An 18357-nucleotide genomic window follows, 5' to 3' on the forward strand; every position below is an offset into this window, starting at 1 on the left:
TCCGCGCCGGCGGGCGTGCGGCCCTTGCCGGCGCCGCCGTCGGCCTGGCCGGTCCGGGCCGGGGGCATCGGGACGCGCTGCGCGCCGCCGCCGTCGGCCGGCACCAGCCGGCCGAGCTCGGCGGCCTCGATCTCCGCCGCGAGCTCCGCGGCGGCCAGTTCGGTCGACAGCTCCAGGAGCACGTCGGACAGCTTCACCTCGAGCGCGTCGCAGATGGCGGCCAACAATTCGCTCGACGGCTCCTTCTGCCCCCGTTCCACCTCCGAGAGGTAGCCGGGGGACACCCGCGCCGTCGCGGCGAGCTGACGGAGCGTCCGTCCGCTGCGCTGCCTCCGGCCGCGCAGCACGTCGCCGAGTAGGCGGCGAACCAAGATCATCTCGGCTTCCCCTCCCTCATCGTTTCCGCTGGCCTGCTGGTTTTCCTGTGAGAATCATGAGCCTGTGGAGCCACCGTACCCCGGCTGTTGCCGGATTACTCTCCTGCTTTGCTTGTTGTTATTCCCCGTTCAATGCTTCTCAACGGTCACGACGGGGTTTCCATTCCGAAAGGTTGCCTTCACGCCCCGATGGGCCTCGAAGGCTCCAGTACGACCACCGTATCCCGCAGGACCGACAAGCGTCGGGTGATGGCCGCCTTCCGGACAAAATCGAACACCAGTGCGGTACGGGGGTTGTGAACGGCCGTGTGACGCAGGACGACCGGAGGGACGGACGGGACCGATCCGGCGGTGCACGCGGTGGAGTCCCCGTGAGGGACGCCACAACGGTGGGGCACCTGTGTCCACTGCCGGATCGGCTCCTGTCACCGCCCGCTGTCCTTCCGGTGGGGTCCGGAAGTGCTAGCGGGGCGCCGCCGTGAGCCACCCGCGCACCCGGTGCGCGGGCTGGCGGACCAGGACGCGAACCGCGTCGGTCTTGCGTCCGCCGTCACGGGGCGCGGCGGGGGCGGTCGGGACCGCCGGTCCGCCCGGCCGGTGCGCCGCGGCCGGAGCCTGGGACGCACGCGCTGCCGTATCCCCCATCTTCCCTGCTTTCCTCCCGTGGATCTCCACTGATACCGGGACCCGGATGTCAACCGGCTGCTGACGCCGGCCCCGGGATGTAGAGCATATCCCTGATATGTTCCGCTTCCGGCGCGCCTATCACGATGAACATGGCCAGCGCCTCCTCGCGGCAGCCGCGGGCCCTTTCCGGCTGGCCGGCGACGTCCAGGACGTCGGCCAGCGCCGCCAGCGCGGTGGCGTGCTGCCAGGTGTCGGCGGTGCCGCGCAGCACGCTCACCGCGCGTTCGGCGTACTCCAGCGCGCGTCCGGCCTCTCCGATCGCGAGCAGGGCCCGCGCGGTGGAAGCGTGCGCGGCGCCCTCCATCGACGGATGGTCTCCGGAGAAGTACCGGGCCGCGTCGATGAAGTAGGTCAGCGACTCCTGATAGGCACGCGTCTCCAGGTAGATGGAACCGGCCTGAAAGAGCGCGTATCCGGTCGACACGTCGTCCCCCAAAGCCCGGCACAACTCAAGTCCGGCCATAGTGCTGCTCACGGCGTCCTCCACCCGTCCGAGCACCAAGAGCGAGCGCGCCATGTTCTGCCGCGCGGCCGCCTCCTCCGCGACATCCTTGAAATCTTGGCTGACGGCGACCGCGCGTTCGTATAGCGCGATCGCCTCCTCATCCATCCCAAGATCGGCGCGGGTCATCGCCAGCAAGTTGATGGCGTCGGCCTGGGTGTAGTCGCCGCCGATGCGCTCGGCCGCCTGGATCGAGCGCTCGGCTTCCCGCGCTGCGGAGTCGACCTGGTACGTCGCATAGAGGATGCGCGCCAAAGAGTGCCGCGCGCGGGCCTCGCTACGGACGTCACCTGTCTGAAAAGCAGCCGCTGCGGCGTTACGCCCCGCCTGCGCCAGCTCCTCGGCGTATCGCTCGATGCCCGGCAGCGCCACGAGGTGGTCGAGCAGCTCGACGGCGAGCGCCAGCGGGGCCGGGCTCCATCCGGAGGCTGGCTGGACCAGTACGTGGCGGTCGAACACCGATTCCACGGTGCCGCCTTCCGCGGCGATCCATTTCACGCCTTCCTCCAGCGACAGGAAGTCCCGTCCGAGGGAGCGCGTGGCGGGGAGTCCGTGTTCTTCCGGCGCGACGTGCCGGAGTCGGCGTACGGCCGCCAGGTAGTAGTCGAGCAGGTTCACGTACCCGGTGAGGCTGTCGCCGCCTTCTTCTTCGAAACGTTCGCGCGCATAGAGACGCAGTAGATCGTGATACCGGTAACGTCCTGGTGAGGCCGACTCCAGCATGGCGGCGTCGACGAGCGATTCCAGCACTTCTTCGGTGTCGGCTTCGTCCTGGGCGATCATCGCGGCGGCCGCGGCGGCGGACACGTCGGAACTGTCCAGCACTGACAGGCGGCGGAAGACGTCGGCTTGTACCGGTGTGAGCTGGTGGTAACCAAGTTCGAACGCTGTGCGGACGGCCAGGTCGCCGACGGCGAGCTCGCCAAGGCGCCGCCGCTCGTCCGACAGGCGCGCGGCCAGTGAGGCGATGCGCCAGTGTGGCCGGGACGCCAGGCGGGACGCGGCGACGCGCACAGCGAGCGGCAGATATCCACATAGCGCGACTACGTCTATAGCGGCTGTGTGTTCGGCGCCGAGGCGTTCATCTCCGATGATGCGCGTAAACATGTTCATCGCCTCGCCGGGATCCAGCACGTCGAGATCGGCGAAGGTCGCGCCGGCCAGGCTGGTCAACTTGGGTCGGCTGGTGACGATCACTGCGCAGCCCGCCGAGCCGGGCAATAGCGGACGCACCTGTGACGCGTCGCGCGCGTTGTCCAGGACGATCAGCACCCGGCGTCCGGCCAGCGCCGACCGATAGGCGGCAGCGCGTTCTTCCAGACCGGGGGCGGTCTCCCCCTCCGGCATGCCCAGTCCACGCAGGAACGCGGCGAGTATCGACGCCGGGTCTGCGGGCTCTGGGTCGCCGCCGCGCAGATCCACATAGAGCTGTCCGTCGGGGAACTCCGCGCGCACTTGATGCCCGAGGTGGATGGCCAGTGCCGTCTTGCCGACGCCGCCGAGTCCGGACAGCGCGCAGACGGCGACCGACTGACCGACCGTGGCGGCGATCCGGGCGGCGAGGACCTGGGTGAGGTTCTCGCGGCCGGTGAAGTCCGCTGTGTCGGCGGGGAGCTGAGCTGGCGCCTTGGGAGTCGGCTCGGGCTGGGGCGACGCTATAGCGGTCGGCGCGGCGGCGGCATTGCCGGTCGCCTTGTCAGTGCCAGTGCCAGTGCCCCCCGCGACAGTCTCCGTGGCTATCGGCACAAGCTCAGCGGTGTCCGGGACCGGTCGGGCCAATGACGGATCGGCGCGCAAGATCCGTTGATGCAGGTCGCTGAGATCGCTGCCGGGTTCGACGCCGAGCTCGCTGCGCAGCAGCCGCCGGGTGTCCGCGTATACGCCGAGCGCCTCTGCCTGACGGCCGGTCTGGTAGAGCGCCAACATGAGCTGGGCGCGCAGCCCTTCACGCAGTGGATACTCGGCGGTGAGCACTGTCAGTTCAGAGACTGCTTCTCCGCCGCGCCCCAGCATGAGGTCCAGCGCTATACGGCTTTCCTGAACAGCGATTCGCCGCTCCAGCAGTGTCGAACGCAGAGACTCCGCATTAGGGCCGGGGATACCGGCGAGCGGGGTGCCACGCCAGAGAGCCAGCGCGGCAGCGAGATCGTCGCGCGCGCGCACGAAGTCCCCGGCCAGGCGTCGCCGCTCCGCGGACGCTACAAGGTCGTCGAACGTGAAGAGGTCCACCTGCGAACGTTCCGCCTGAAGCGCGTAGCCGCCCGCTATAGAAACGATGGCTTCCGCGCCGAAGACCTTTCGCAGGCGGAACGCATACGTCCGGACGGTGCCTAGAGCTCCCTCCGGCGGCTCGCCGCCCCACAACCCTTCTATAAGTTCATCGGCGGTCGCCACCCTGCCGGCGCGCGACGCCAACAGAGCCAAAACCGCCTGCTGCTGCGGGGACCCTACTTTGAGCTCCTCCGCCGGCAGCCCCGCGTCGCTCACCCGGAGCGCGCGGACCGGGCCGAGCAGCCCGAACTGCACCACCACTGACCGATCCCACCTCTGAACGTGGCCCCCTGAAGGCCCGCGGCAGTGTCGTACCGCGGACACCAGAACGATCGTTCGGTGGACTAGACCGCTCGGACCGTCAAGGCCACACCATAGCGCGGCGAGGTGACGGACAGCGCCATGCAGATGTTACGAAGCGCGGACGTCCGCGGCGGCCGCTCCCACGGCCGCCGCGGATGTGCTACAAAAACCACTCGCGGTCCGGCGGAGCCGCGGCCGGATGCTCGGCCAGTTCGGCGAGCGCCAGGTCGACGGCGGCGTCGAGCTGCGGATCGCGTCCGGCGTTGGCGTCGGCCGGGGTGTATTCGACCTCGACGGTCGGGTCGCAGCCGTGGTTCTCCAGGCCGTAGCCGACGGAGTCGAACCAGTTCATGAACTTGGGCTGCATCACTTGGACGCCGTCCAGCAGCCGGAACCGCGAGTCGACGCCGACCACGCCGCCCCAGGTGCGGACCCCCACCACCGGGACCCCAAGATCCTTGAGGTGCTGATTGATCATGTCGCCGTCGGAGGCGGAGTACTCGTCGCACACCGCCACCAGCGGGCCGCGGACGGCCTGCGGCGGATAGGTGCGCGGGACCTTGCCCCGCACCAGCTTCCAGCCCATGACGCGCCGCATCAGCTGCTCGACGACGAGCGCCGAGGTGTTGCCGCCGCGGTTGTCGCGGGTGTCGCAGATCAGGCCTTCGCGCGCGGTCTGGGTGGCCAGGTCGCGGTGGAAGGCGGCCCAGCCGCGCGCCGCCTGGTCCGGCAGGTGCACGTAGCCCAGCCGGCCGCCGGAGCGCTCGTGGACGTAGGCGCGGCGGTCGGAGACCCAGGCCTGGTAGCGGAGCAGGCGCTCGTCGTCCAGCGGGACGATGACGACGCGCCGCACAGTGCCGGCCTCTCCGCCGTTCCCGCCGGTTCCGCCGCTCCCGTCACTCCCGACAGTGCCGACGCTTCCGCCGCCCCCGCCGGTCCCGTCCTCCGCGGCCAGCCGCGCCACCGCCTCGGCCCCGACCTCGGCGTCCCGCCACAGCAGCACCTCGGTCGGCTTCCCGGCCTTGCCCGCCAGCAGCGGCCCCGGGCCGAGCTCGACGTCGACCGGCCGGCCGTCGACCGCGAGCAGCACGTCGCCGACCCGCGCCCCCACCCCGGGGGCCTCGAACGGCGAGCGGGCGTGCGGCACCGACGCGTCGCCGGGCAGGATCCGGGCGATGCGCCACTGGCCCTCGATGTCGCGTTCCAGGTCCGCGCCGAGGCGGCCGTGGCGGCGGGCCGGGTCGCCGCCGTAGATCTCCTCGAAGGCGTAGGCGTGGGAGGTGCCGAGCTCGCCCTGCATCTCCCACAGGAGGTCGACGAAGTCGTCCGCGGTCGCGACCGCCTCGGCCAGCGGCGCGTACTTGCCGTGCACCGCCGGCCAGTCGAGGCCGCCGAGGTCGTCGCGCCAGTAGCAGTCGCGCTGGAGCAGCCACGCCTCCCGCAGGCCCTGCCGCCGTTCGGCGACCGGGTCCACGCTCACCCGGATCCGGTCCAGGTCCAGCGGCTCGCGCTCGCCGTTGTCGGGCCGGGCGTCCGCGGGCTGCAGGCGGAGCGTCCCGCCGTCGCGCACCAGGACGCGGGCGCCGTCGCCGGTGACGTCGAACGCGTGCGCCTCGTCGGCCAGCGTCAGCGCCTCGCGCTTGGCGAAGTCGTAGCGGCGCAGGCGCGGCTTCTCGGTCTCGTGGGAGGTGTCGGCCATGCTGTCGCCGAGCGAGCCGTGGCGGAAGCTCTCCAGCCACAGCACGCCGCCCTTCGCGGCGGTCAGCGCCGAGTAGTGCCCGGCCGGCACCGGGAACGGCACTATCCGGCCGCTGATGCCCTCGGCGTCGACGTGGCTCTCAAAGGGGTGCCGCGCGCCGTGGCCGTCGGGATGGCTGTGGTCGCCGTGGTCGCTGTCGCCGGAATCCGCGGAGCTGGAAGCAGTGCTCGGCCCCCCACCGATGCTCGCCCCGGCCTTGCTCTCCTCGCCGCCCCCGACCGGCCGCCCCTTCAGGGTCGGCGCGAACGGCGACGGCTCGTCGACGGACAACGGCACCAGATAGGGCCGCGTCCCCGGCACGAAGTAGAGGTCGAACACCTCGTCGGCGTAATACGGGTCGAAGGTCCGGTTGGACAGGAACGCCAGATGCCGGCCGTCCAGCGTGAAGGTCGGGCTCCAGTCCAGAAACCGGCCGTCGGTGATGTCGAGCGGGGTGATCGTGGCCACGTCCGCGATCCGGATCTTGCGCGGCCCGTCGACCTCGGTGCCCTCGGCCCAGGCCAGCCATTTCGAGTCCGGGGAGAACGCCGGGTCCTCGGCGAGCGTGCCCCAGGCGTAGTGCGGCCCGGACACCACGCACCGCGCGGTGCCGCTCTCGACGTCGACCAGCAGCAGCCGGTTGTCCTCGGTGGAGACCGCCAGGTAGGCGCCGTCCGGGGAGGCGACGAGGTCGGCGACGCGGGTGACCTCGCCGGTCAGGATCCGGCGGACCAGGGACACGGAGTCGTCCGAGCCGTCGCCGGACTCGGCGGACCCGGCGAGAACGGCGGACCCTACGGAATCGGCGGGTTCAGCGGACTCGGTGGACTCGACCGAATCAGCGGAATCGACCGAATCAGCCGACTCCACCACCTCCACCTCCACCTCCACCGACTCGATGGTCAACCCGACCTCGACGGCGCCGAAGTCACGGTCGAGATCCGCGTCCCCGTCGACCGGCCCGATCTCCAGCGACCACTCGCCCCCGGCGTCGGTCACCCAGGCGGCGTACCCGGTCTCCCCCAGCACCACCGGCATCCGCGCCCGGACTCCCGGCGTCACCGCGAGCGCGCGCGCCGGCCCGTCCTTGGTGGCCAGCCAGTGCAGCGTGCCGCGCACCTCCACAGCGGCGGCGCGGCCGGTGCGGTCGGCGGCGAACCCGCCGAGGTTCTTCGCGGCGCCCGCCGGGAACTCGGCGCGGCCTATTCGGATCCCGAGCAGCCGCACGTCCAGCGGCCGCGCCTCGTCGTCCAGCGAGTCCAGCAGCCACAGCCGCCCGCCGCGCATGAACACCACGCGGGTGCCGTCGCTGCTAGCGTGCCGGGCGTAGAAGCCGTCCGGTTCGTCGGTGTGCTGACGCAGGTCCGTGCCGTCCGGCAGGCAGGAGTACAGCTCCGACACGCCGGAGGCGTCCGACAGGAACGCGGCGCGGCCGCCGACCCACATCGGCCGGTCGATGTTGCCCTCGTGCTCGCGCAGGATCCGCCGGAAGTCGCCGGAGCCCTGTGCGTCCACCCACAGCTTGCCGGCCCGGCCGCCCCGATAACGCTTCCACCACGAGGCGTCGTGCGCGATGCCGCGCCGGGTCATGACGGCGCCGTCGGGGCCGTGCACGGCCAGTCCGTGCACCGTCCCGTACGGCAGCACCAGCGGGATCCCGCCCTCGACCGGGACGGCGTGCGCCCGCACGTCCCCGCGCATCGGCAGCCGGCCGCCGGCCACGATCACCTCGTGCGGCGACAGCCAGTCCAGGATGTCGGTCCGCTCGTCGGCCCAGTAGGTCAGCCGTTTCGCGTCGCCGCCCTCGACCGGCGCGACGTACGCCTCGGGCGCGCCGTCGCGCCGCCGCGCCCAGGCCAGGTAGGCGCCGTCCGGGGACAGCCGCGGGTTGCGGGCCGGCTGCCAGTCGGAGGTGAACCGGGTGGCCCGCACCGGACCGCTCGGCGTACCAGCAGCGCCGACAGCACTAGCGGCACCGGCACCGGCACCACTAGCACCACCAGCAGCACCCGAATCCCCGGAAGCCCCGGACCCGCCGTCGGCGGACCCGGCCGGCAGCTCCGCGAGCCAGACGTCGTCCTCGGCGACGAACGTCAGCAGGTTCCCGGCCAGGTGCGGGAACCGCAGGTACGAGGTCGGCGCCATCAGCTCTCGGTCAACCCGGGCACGGGCCGCGGCGTCGCCGCCGGCTCCTTGGCCAGCGCGTCCAGCGCGATCTCGATCGCCTTGTCCAGCTGCGGATCGGTACCGGCCACGAAGTCCTGCGGCCGGAACTCGACGACGACCGTCGGCTCGCAGCCGTGATTCTCCAGCCCGTACAGCCCGACCGAGTCGAACACGAACGCGAACCTCGGCTGCGTCACCCAGGTCCCGTCGACCAGGGTGAAGCCGTCGTCGATGCCGACCACCCCGCCCCAGGTCCGGGTCCCGACCACGGTCACCCCGAGGTCCTTGAACCCCTGGTTGATGATGTCGCCGTCGCTGCCGGCCTCCTCGTCGCACACCGACACCAGCGGCCCGCGCGGCGCGAAGGCGGGATACGGCTCGGGGATCTCGCCCCGGTTGTGCTCCCAGGCCAGGGTCTTCTGCATGAGCCGGCCCAGGATCAGGCCGGAGGTCTCGCCGCCGCGGTTGCCGCGGGTGTCGACCACCAGACCGTCCTTGGCGACCTGCGCGCGCAGGTCCCGGTGGAACTCGGCCCAGCCCGGCTCGGACTGGTCCGGCAGGTGCAGGTAGCCCAGGCGGCCGCCGGAGCGCTCCAGCACGTGGGCCCGCCGGTCGGCGACCCAGGCCTGGTAGCGCAGCGGGACCTCGTCGGCGATCGGGACCACCACCACCGCGCGCCGGGCCCCGGTGGCCGCGCCCAGCAGCGTCAGCTCGGTCGGCTGCCCGGCCTTGCCGGCCAGCAGCGCGGCCGGGCCGACCAGCGCCGGGACCGGGACGCCGTCGACCCCGACGATCGCGTCGCCGGTCCGCGCCGCCACGCCCGGCGCCAGCAGCGGCGAGCGGGCCGCCGGCACCGAGCTGTCGCCCGGCAGGATCCTGACGATCCGCCACAGCCCGTCCTCGTCCGGCACGAGGTCGGCGCCCAGCAGACCCTGCCGGCGCGCCTCGTCCCGGCCGCGCGAGGGCGGGTTGACGTAGGCGTGCGAGCTGTGCAGCTCGCCCTGGAGCTCCCAGAGCAGGTCGGCGAAGTCGTCGTCGGTCGCGGTGGCCGCGACCAGCGGCGCGTATCGGGCCCCGGCCGCGTCCCAGTCGAGATCGCCCATGCCGGGCTGGAAGTAGTTCTCGACCTGGAGCCGCCAGGCCTCGGCGTAGGCCTGGGCCCGCTCGGCCCGGGGCAGCACGGTGATCCGGATCCGGGACAGGTCGACGGACTCGGGCTTGGCGTCGTCGCCGGACTTGTCGGCCGACCAGACCGCCAGCGTGCCGCGGTCCTCGGCCACCAGGCGCGCGCCGTCGCCGCTGACCGCGTAGCCGTCGAGCTCGTCGATCAGGGTGCTGTGCTCGCGCTTGGCCAGGTCGTAGCGGGTCAGCGAGGAGCGCGGCTGGTCCTGCCCGGAGCCGGCCAGGGTGTCGCCGAGGGCGCCGACGACCGGCTTCACCAGCCAGGTCACGCCGCCCTTGACGGCCGCGAGGGCGGAGTAGCTGCCGGAGGCGACCGGGAACGGCACGGCGCGGGTGGTGATGCCGAAGCTGTCGATGACGGTCTCCGGGATGTCGGAGTCCTTCTTCTCGGCGTCGGAGCCGCCGGAGCCGCCGGACCCGCCCGAGCTGCCCGAACCGGACCCGGCGTCGTCCGCGTCGACCGGCCGCCCCCCGAGTTCGGGGTCGAACGGCGACGGCTCGCTCTCGGCCAGCGGCACCAGGTAGGGGCGCACCGCCGGCAGGAACGAGAAGTCGTAGACCAACTCCTCGGGATACGTGTCGAAGGTCCGCGCCGACAGGAACGCCAGGTGCTTGCCGTCGGTGGTGAACACCGGGTTCCAGTCGCGGAACCGGGGCTCGGTGATGTCGACGCCGGTCAGCGTCGCGACGTCGGCGGCTCGGATCTGCCAGGCGTCGGCGACGCCGGAGCGCTGGCTCCAGGCCAGCCACCGGGAGTCCGGGGAGAACGCCGGGTCAGAGGCGAACGGGATGCCCCAGCGGGTCAGTCCGCTGTAGGTGCCGTCGCCGTCGGCCACGACCCGGAGCGTTCCGGCCTCGACTCCGATCAGCAGCAGCTTGTTGTCGCGGGTGGTGGCCGCGAGGTGGCGGCCGTCCGGGGAGGCGACGAGTTCCAGGACGCGGCCGAACTCGCCGGTCAGGATCCGGCGGACGCCCGGCGCCAACACGGAACCCGGCGCAGAGCCCGGCGGGTGGTCGAGGGGGTTGTCGATCGGGGTATCGGGCGCGGCGTCCGACGCGGAGCCCGACACGGCTTCCGACGCGGCTTCCAACACAGAGCCCTGAGCCGAGTCCGGCCCGGCACCCTGCCCGCCGCCAACCGCGCCGTCCCCGTGCACGGACCCGATCTCGATCGAGTACTGCTCCCCGTCGTCGCTGATCCACGCCGCCTGGCCGGTGTCGCCGAGCACCACCGGCAGCCGGCCGCGCACGCCGTCCCGCACCAGCAGGCCGCGCGCCGGGCCGTCCTTGTGCGTGAGCCAGTGCACCGTGCCGCGCACCTCGACGGCGCTGGCGCGGCCGGTGCGGTCCGGCGTGAAGCCCCCCAGGTGCTCGGAGGCGTCGACCGGGACCCGGACGGCCGCCGTCCGCGCGCCGGGCAGCCGGATGTCGAGCGGACGCGGGTCGTCTTCGAGGTCTTCCATCACCCACAGCCGGCCGGCGCGCTGGAAGACCAGGCGGACGCCGTCAGTGGCGGCGTGCCGCAGGTAGTACCCGCCCTCGCCGGTGGTGTGGCGGCGCAGGTCGGTGCCGTCCGGGAGCGCCGAGTAGAGGTCGGCGACGTCTTCGTGGTCGGAGACGAACACGACGCGGCCGTCGTACCACATCGGGTCGCCGAGGTTGCCGTCGAGATCCGGCAGGAAGCGCTCGAACTGGCCGTCGCCCTGCTGGTCGACCCACAGCTGGCCGGCGGCGCCGCCGCGGTACTGCTTCCACAGGTGGGCCTGGCCGGCGTAGAAGCGGCTGAGCACAGCGGCGGAGCGCTCGGCACCGGGCTCGGCGATCGCCAGGTCCTTGAGGTTGCCGTAGGGCAGCACCCGCGGCCGGCCGCCGTCGGCGGGGATCGCGTGGGCGAAGGTGAAGAACCGGTGGCCGTGGCCGCCCCAGCCGCTGACCAGCACCTCGTCGGGCGAGGCCCAGCCGATGGTCTCGGTCCGGGCGTGGCCCCAGTAGGTCAGGCGGGTCGTGGCCCCGCCGTCGACCGGCAGCGTGAACGCCTCGCGGACGCCTTCGCGGGCCGACGTCCACGCCAGCCGCGTGCCGTCCGGCGACAGCCGCGGGCGCCGCACGGGGACCCGGTCCGCGGTGACCCGCCAGGCCCGGGCCGTGGCCCCGATCCCCGGGAGGTCGGCGAGCCAGACGTCGTCGTCCGCGACGAAGACCAGGGAGTTGCCGGACAGGTGCGGGTAACGGAGGTACGTCGTCGTCTGCGTCACCTGTCGAACGTAGGGCAAGAGGTTCCGGCTGTGCCACTGAGAAGGGACGATAGCTTCGGGGCGAACAGGTGTGTGGCACGTGGCGGACGGGGTGGCGCGGACCGTCGCAATGGGTGCCCAGGCCGTCACGGTGATGCCCCGAAGGGCTCCGCAGTGCGCTGTCATGGATGTCACCGTGACGCCGCCGAACGCGGTATCCGCCGACGTCACGTGCTCAAGAAAGTGAAAACACCTACGGTCCCGGCGGGCGCCGGGACCGTAGGTGTGGCAGTGCTCTTACCTCAGGATCCTGAGGATTAAGTCCCCCGAGCCGGGCTCGCGCGCCTTACAGGATGCCGCAGCGGTGGTGGTGCCAGGCGCTGCCCCAGCCGCCCCAGCCGCTCCAGCCGCCGCCCCACAGGCTGCCGTAGCTGATCACGACGTCGCCGTTGCCGACGACGTTGCCAACGCCCTGCGCCACCGAGCCGCTGTTGCCCTGCACGACGTTGCCGGTGCCGATGCCGCTGTTGCCCTCGGTGCTCCCGGCGGTGATGCCGAGGTTGGTGCCGCTGGCGGTGTCGGCGCTGGCGGCCGCGGCGCCGCCGAGGATCAACGCGGTGACCGTCGCGGCGGTCGCCAGAGACTTGATCACGAGAGACATGTCTGTCCTCCCCTAGGTGTGCGCGGCTCCGGTTTGGGCCCGCACTGCGTTTCTCTCGCACCGAACCCGGCCATAAGCGGCCAAAGGGATGGATCCACCAATTCAGGTAGCTTATCGGTAAAAACGCAGAGAACCCCGGCATGGTGCCGAGGTTCTCCGGGTACTGCTACGGCCCGCCCGCGACCGGGCCGCCGGGCCTCACGCGTTCGTCGGGAACCCGAGATTCACGCCGCCGTGGCTCGGGTCCAGCCAGCGCTGGGTCACGGCCTTGGTGCGGGTGTAGAAGTGCACGCCGTGCGGGCCGTAGGCGTGGGTGTCGCCGAACAGCGAGGCCTTCCAGCCGCCGAAGGAGTGGTAGGCCACCGGGACCGGGATCGGCACGTTCACGCCGACCATGCCCACCTCGACCTGGTCGCGGAACTTCGCCGCCGCGCCGCCGTCGTTGGTGAACACCGCCACGCCGTTGCCGTAGGGGTTGCTGTTCACCAGCGCCAGGGCGTCGTCGTAGGAGGCCGCGCGGACCACGGAGAGCACCGGGCCGAAGATCTCGTCGGTGTAGACGCTCATCGAGGAGGTGACCTTGTCGAACAGCGTCGGGCCGAGCCAGAACCCGTTGGCGGTGTCGATGCCCGCCTCGGCGCCGCCGATCGCGTGCTTGCGGCCGTCGACCACCAGTTCGGCGCCGGCGGTCACGCCAGCGTCGAGGTAGGAGGTGACCTTGTCCCGGTGCACGCCGGTGACCAGCGGCCCCATCTCGGAGTCCGGCAGGCAGCCCGGGCCCACCTTCAGGCCGGCCATCCGCTCGGTGATCCGGGCGACCAGGTCGTCGCCGATCGGGTCCACCGCGACCAGCACCGAGATCGCCATGCAGCGCTCGCCGGCGGCGCCGAAGCCGGCCGAGACCGCGGCGTCGGCGGCCAGGTCCAAGTCGGCGTCGGGCAGCACCACCATGTGGTTCTTGGCGCCGCCGAGGGCCTGTACGCGCTTGCCGTAGCGGGTGCCGTTCTCGTAGACGTAGCGCGCGATCGGGGTGGAGCCGACGAACGACACGGCCTGCACGTCCGGGTGCTCCAGCAGCCGGTCCACCGCGACCTTGTCGCCGTGCACGACATTGAACACGCCGTCCGGCAGCCCGGCCCGCCGCCACAGGTCGGCCAGGAACAGCGCGGGCGACGGGTCCTTCTCCGACGGCTTGAGCACCACGGTGTTCCCGGCCGCGATCGCGATCGGGAAGAACCACATCGGCACCATCGCCGGGAAGTTGAACGGCGAGATGATCGCCACCGGCCCCAGCGGCTGGTGCAGCGAGTACACCTCGACGCCGGTGGAGGCGGACTCGCTGAAACCGCCCTTGAGGATGGCGCCGATCCCGCAGGCGAACTCCACGACCTCCAGGCCGCGGGCGACCTCGCCGAGGGCGTCGGAGTGCACCTTGCCGTGCTCGGAGACGATCAGCGCGGCCAGCTCGTCCTTGTGCTGGTTCAGCAGCTCGCGGAAGGCGAACAGCACCGTGGTCCGCTTGGCGACGGACGCCGCGCGCCACCCCGGGAACGCCGCCGCGGCGGCGGCCACCGCGTCGTCGACCTCCTTGACGGAGGCGAAGTCCACCGTGCCGGTGACCGCGCCGGTGGCCGGGTCGTGGATGTCCCCGTGGCGCTCGGCGGCGCCCTCCCACGCGCGGCCGTCGATCCAGTGGGTGACGTGCTTGGTCATGGCGTTCCTTACCGGGTGGCGGGGATGGAGTCTGACGTTACTGATGAGTCTGCGACCGGCGGCCGGATGCGACAACGAGCAGGGTGTCAGGCGTTCTGCGCATTCCCCTGACAGCCTGGCGGGCCGTCAGGAGTCGAAGCCCATTCCGAACCGGTCCAGCGTGCGCAGCCACAGGTTCCGCTTGCCGCCGTTGCGGTCGGCGCGGGCCAGCGCGGCGTCGGTCATCGTGATGCCGAACCACTTGAACGGCTCCGGCGGGAACGGCAGCGGCTTGGTGCGCACCATCTCCAGCTCGGTGCGCTCGGTCGGCTCGCCGGCCAGCAGGTCGAGCATGACGTCGGCGCCGAAGCGGGTGGCGCCGACACCGAGGCCGGTGTAGCCGACGGCGTAGGCCACGGCGCCGTCGTGGGCGGTGCCGAAGAAGGCGCAGAACCGGGAGCAGGTGTCGATGACACCGCCCCACTTGTGGGTGAAGGTCAGGCCCTCCAACTGCGGGAACGTCTCGAAGAAGTGCCCGGCGAGCTTGTCGAACGTCTCGGGGCGCTGGTCCAGCTTCGACGAGATCCTCGAACCGAAGTGGTACACCGCGTCGTAGCCGCCCCACAGGATCCGGTTGTCGGCGGACAGGCGGTAGTAGTGGAAGTGGTTCGCCGAATCGCCGATGCCCTGGCGGTTGGCCCAGCCGACGGCCTTCAGCTGCGTGTCCGACAACGGCTCGGTCATCAACACGTAGTCGTACACCGGGACGAGGTACGGCCGGACCCGCTTGAGCAGATTGGGGAACGCGTTGGTGGCCAGCGCGACCTTCGGCGCCACGACGAGGCCGTGGTCGGTGCCGACCCGCATGAGCGGGCCCTCGCGCTCCAGCAGCGACACCGGCGACTTCTCATGGATCCGCACGCCCAGCCGCAGGCACGCCTCGCGCAGCCCGAACGCCAGCCGCGCCGGATCGACGATCGCGCAGCCGTTCTTGTCCCACAGGCCGGCGTGGTAGGTCGGCGAGGCGACCTCGGCCCGCATCGCCTCGCGGTCCAGGAACACCACGTGCTCGGACGTCGGAACCGCGGCCAGCTCCTCGGCCTGCCACTCCGTGGTCGCCGCGGCCAGCTCACCGGTGCGGCGCCAGTCGCAGTCGATGCCGTACCGCTCCAGCGTGGCCTCGATCTCGTCGAGGTTCTCCTGCCCGAGCCGGTCCAGGGTCTCCATCTCGTCGGGCCACCGCGACAGGCCGTTGTCGTACCCGTGGGTCAGCGAGGAGGAGCAGAACCCGCCGTTGCGGCCGGAGGCCGCCCAGCCGATGCGGTTCGCCTCCAGCACCACCACGTCCCGGCCCGGATCACGCTCCTTCGCCATCAGCGCGGTCCACAGGCCCGAGTATCCGCCGCCGACCACGACCAGGTCGGCGGTAGTGCGGCCGGCCAACGCCTCCAGAGCTCCGGGACGGTCCTTCGTGTCGAGCCAGAACGGGGTCGTGGAAGCGTCGGCCAGCAGATGGTCGTATTTCATGGTGCAGCGGCACCCTCTCGAAAAGAGTGCGGGGGCGCCGACCTACGACGCCCCCGCCAGGTTTATACCGATTCTAGCTATTGAAAAACATTTAGCGGCTCTTGGAATCCTTCAGCCACTTCGGCACCTCGGCCACCGCGATACCCGCCAAGGTGATGATCAGCATCAACGAACCGATGACGTTGACCTGCGGCGGGATGCCCTTCTGCACCGCGTTCCAGATCCAGTACGGGAACGTGAGCGAGGAGCCGGCGGTCATCTCGGTGATGATGAAGTCGTCGAAGGACAACGCGAAGGACAGCAGCGCCGCGGCGCCGATACCCGGGGCCACCAGTGGGAAGGTCACCCGCCAGAACGTCTGCCACGGCGTGGCGTAGAGGTCCTGCGCGGCCTTCTCCAGCATCGGGTCCATGCCGTTGAGGCGGGACTTCACCGTGATCACCACATAGCTGACGCAGAACATGATGTGCGCGATCAGGATCGACTTGAAGCCGAGGAAGTCCACGCCGAACGTGTTCAGGAACAGCGCCAGCAGCGTGGTGCCCATGACGATCTCGGGCGCCGCCATCGGCAGGAACAGCATGCTGTTGACGAACCCGCGGCCCTTGAAGCTGTGGCGCACGATCGCGAAGGCGATCATCGTGCCGAGGATCGTGGCGACCAGCGTCGCCAGCAGCGCGATCTCCAGCGACAGCATCAGCGGGTCGTGCAGGATGCCGTCGTCGAGCGGGTTCTTCCACGCGTCGAGGGAGAACTTCTCCCACTTCACGTTGTACTTGCCCGAAGGCTTGTTGAAGGACATCCACACCACGACGGCGTTCGGCACCAGGAGGAAGCCGAATATCAGGATCGCGACAATCGCGATGACATGCTTGCGGAACCAGTTCACGACAGGCATCAGACGATCTCCTCCGTCCCGGCCTTCTTGATGTAGGCGAGGGTGATCACCAGGGTGCCCAGCATCAGCATCACGGACAGGGCCGCGCCGTACGGCAGGTTGCCGCCGGTGCCGATCATCTGCTGCTCGATCACGGTGCCGATGACCTTCGTCTTCGGGCCGCCGAGCATCACGGCGTTGGTGTAGTCCCCGACCGCGGGGATGAACGTCAGCAGCGTGCCGCCGACGATGCCGGGCAGCGCCAGCGGGAACGTCACCTTGCGGAACGTGGCCCAGGCCGAGGCGTACAGGTCCTGCCCGGCCTCGTGCAGCCGCGGGTCGATCTTCTCCATCGCGGTGTAGATCGGCAGCACCGTGAACGGCAGGAAGTTGTAGACCATGCCGCAGACCACGGAGAACGGCGTCTGCAGGATGCTGTTGTCGGAGTAGGTCCAGCCCATGCCGGACAGCAGCGGCGTGATGTGCAGCGTGGTGAGCACGTGCATCACCCAGCCGTCGTCGGCCAGGATCGTCTTCCAGGCCAGCGTGCGGATCAGGTAGCTGGTGAAGAACGGCGCGACGACCAGCGCCATCAGCAGGTTCTTCCAGCGCCCGGCCTTGAAGGCGATGAAGTACGCCAGCGGCAGCGCCAGCAGCAGGCAGAACAGCGTGCACATCAGCGAGTATTCGAGCGAACGCACGATCTGCTCGTTCCAGCGGCTCCACACGTCGCCGAAGTTCGCCCACCGCCAGGTGAGCACGAACCCGGCGTCCATGTCGCCCTCCTCGACCGAGGTCGAGATGATCGACCACATCGGCACGACGAAGAAGGCGATCAGCCAGACGATGCCCGGCGCCAGCAGCAGGTACGGCAGGCGGGCGCGCCGGCGGCGCGCCCGCCGGTCGGCGCGCAGCTCGGCGTCCGTGGCCCCGGCCGCCGCGTCCGCCCCGGCCGGGTCAGTGGTCGCGACCGGCGTGCTCACGAGGCGGCCTCCAGGTCCGCCTCCGCGCCGGCGTCGATGTCCTGGCGGCCGTCCAGGCCGAAGCCCTGCGACGGGTCCCAGGACACCACGACCGGGGTGCCGGGCCGGAAGATCTGCGCGCCGTCGTTCTGCACGAACACGCCCAGCTCGTCGCAGACGGCCGCCTTGACGACGTACTGCGTGGACACCCCGACGAAGCTGGTGTCGGTGACGATGCCGCCGGTCAGCACGTTGCGCCCGGACGGGACCTCCTCGGCCGAGGCGTGGATCGACATCTTCTCCGGGCGGACGCCGACGATGACGTCCTCGCCGGAGGCCCGGTTGCGCTCGGCCGGGATCAGCACCCGGGTGCCGTCCTCCAGCACCACCTGGAGGTGCTCGCCGACCACGCCGCCGGCCCGGCCGGGCAGCAGGTTCGACTGGCCGAGGAAGTTCGCCACGAAGGTGGTCCTCGGGTTCTCGTACAGGTCGGTGGGCGAGCCGAGCTGCTCGATCCGGCCGTGGTTCATCACCGCGATGGTGTCGGCCATGGTCATGGCCTCCTCCTGGTCGTGGGTGACGTGCACGAAGGTGAGGCCGACCTCGGTCTGGATCCGCTTGAGCTCGATCTGCATCTGCCGGCGCAGCTTCAGGTCCAGCGCGCCCAGCGGCTCGTCCAGCAGCAGCACCTGCGGCCGGTTGATCAGCGCCCGGCCCAGCGCCACCCGCTGCTGCTGGCCGCCGGAGAGCTGGTTGGGCTTGCGGCTGCCGATGTGCGAGAGCTCGATCAGGTTCAGCATCTCCTGGACCGGCTTGGCGACGTCCTTGATGCCGCGCCGCTTGAGGCCGAAGGCGATGTTGTCGGCGATCGTCAGGTGCGGGAACAGGGCGTAGTTCTGGAAGACGGTGTTCACCGGACGCTTGTGGGGCCGCAGGCGGGTGATGTCGTCCTCGCCGATCAGGACCCGGCCGCCGGTCGGCTCCTCCAGGCCGGACACCATGCGCAGGGTGGTGGTCTTGCCGCAGCCGGAAGCGCCGAGCAGCGCGAAGAACGAGCCCTGCGGGATGGTCAGCGTCAGGTCGTTCACGGCGGTGAAGTCGCCGAAGCGCTTGGTGACGTTCACCAGCCGGAGGTCGCCGGCCGCGGGCTCCGATGTGGTGTCAGTGTTCTTGCTCAT

At 71.1% G+C, this 18357-nt stretch carries 11 protein-coding genes; all 11 read right to left on the reverse strand.

Translation table 11 applies throughout. The annotated features are described in order from the left end of the window. A partial coding sequence (locus tag ABD481_RS41515; RefSeq protein ID WP_344671408.1) for a helix-turn-helix domain-containing protein occupies positions 1-377 on the reverse strand: 377 nt, incomplete at its 3' end. A 462-nt stretch (positions 378-839) separates the two neighbouring features. Next, positions 840-1022: a hypothetical protein gene (locus ABD481_RS41520; protein ID WP_344671409.1), complete on the reverse strand. Its 183-nt coding sequence runs from the start codon at positions 1020-1022 to the stop codon at positions 840-842. 49 nt (positions 1023-1071) lie between these two features. Then, positions 1072-4098 (reverse strand): AfsR/SARP family transcriptional regulator, encoded by a 3027-nt coding sequence (locus tag ABD481_RS41525; RefSeq protein WP_344671410.1) that lies wholly within the window; start codon positions 4096-4098, stop codon positions 1072-1074. Positions 4099-4300: 202 nt separating this feature from the next. Continuing rightward, positions 4301-8023, reverse strand: coding sequence for a S41 family peptidase (locus ABD481_RS41530; protein WP_344671411.1), 3723 nt, complete (start codon positions 8021-8023; stop codon positions 4301-4303). Further along, entirely contained in the window at positions 8023-11481 is a 3459-nt protein-coding gene (locus ABD481_RS41535) for a S41 family peptidase (protein ID WP_344671412.1), read from the reverse strand. Before ABD481_RS41535 ends, ABD481_RS41530 begins: the two co-directional genes overlap by 1 nt. A 325-nt stretch (positions 11482-11806) precedes the next feature. Then, complete coding sequence (locus ABD481_RS41540) at positions 11807-12121, reverse strand: hypothetical protein (protein ID WP_344671413.1); 315 nt, start codon at positions 12119-12121, stop codon at positions 11807-11809. Positions 12122-12319: 198 nt separating this feature from the next. Beyond that, a complete protein-coding gene (locus ABD481_RS41545; protein WP_344671414.1) occupies positions 12320-13834 on the reverse strand; it encodes a CoA-acylating methylmalonate-semialdehyde dehydrogenase in 1515 nt (504 codons plus the stop codon). Between the two features lie 126 nt (positions 13835-13960). After that, the gene (locus ABD481_RS41550) at positions 13961-15340 is read right to left on the reverse strand and encodes an NAD(P)/FAD-dependent oxidoreductase (RefSeq protein WP_344671415.1); all 1380 of its coding nucleotides are present in this window, start codon (positions 15338-15340) and stop codon (positions 13961-13963) included. A gap of 91 nt (positions 15341-15431) precedes the next feature. Continuing rightward, the gene (locus ABD481_RS41555; protein WP_344671416.1) at positions 15432-16238 is read right to left on the reverse strand and encodes an ABC transporter permease; all 807 of its coding nucleotides are present in this window, start codon (positions 16236-16238) and stop codon (positions 15432-15434) included. After that, a complete protein-coding gene (locus ABD481_RS41560) occupies positions 16238-17200 on the reverse strand; it encodes an ABC transporter permease (RefSeq protein WP_344671417.1) in 963 nt (320 codons plus the stop codon). The genes ABD481_RS41555 and ABD481_RS41560 overlap by 1 nt, the downstream gene beginning before the upstream one ends. Then, a complete protein-coding gene (locus tag ABD481_RS41565) occupies positions 17197-18357 on the reverse strand; it encodes an ABC transporter ATP-binding protein (protein ID WP_344671418.1) in 1161 nt (386 codons plus the stop codon). The genes ABD481_RS41560 and ABD481_RS41565 overlap by 4 nt, the downstream gene beginning before the upstream one ends.

Origin of the sequence: Catenulispora yoronensis (assembly GCF_039531695.1) — a bacterium.
GTDB lineage: Bacteria > Actinomycetota > Actinomycetes > Streptomycetales > Catenulisporaceae > Catenulispora > Catenulispora yoronensis.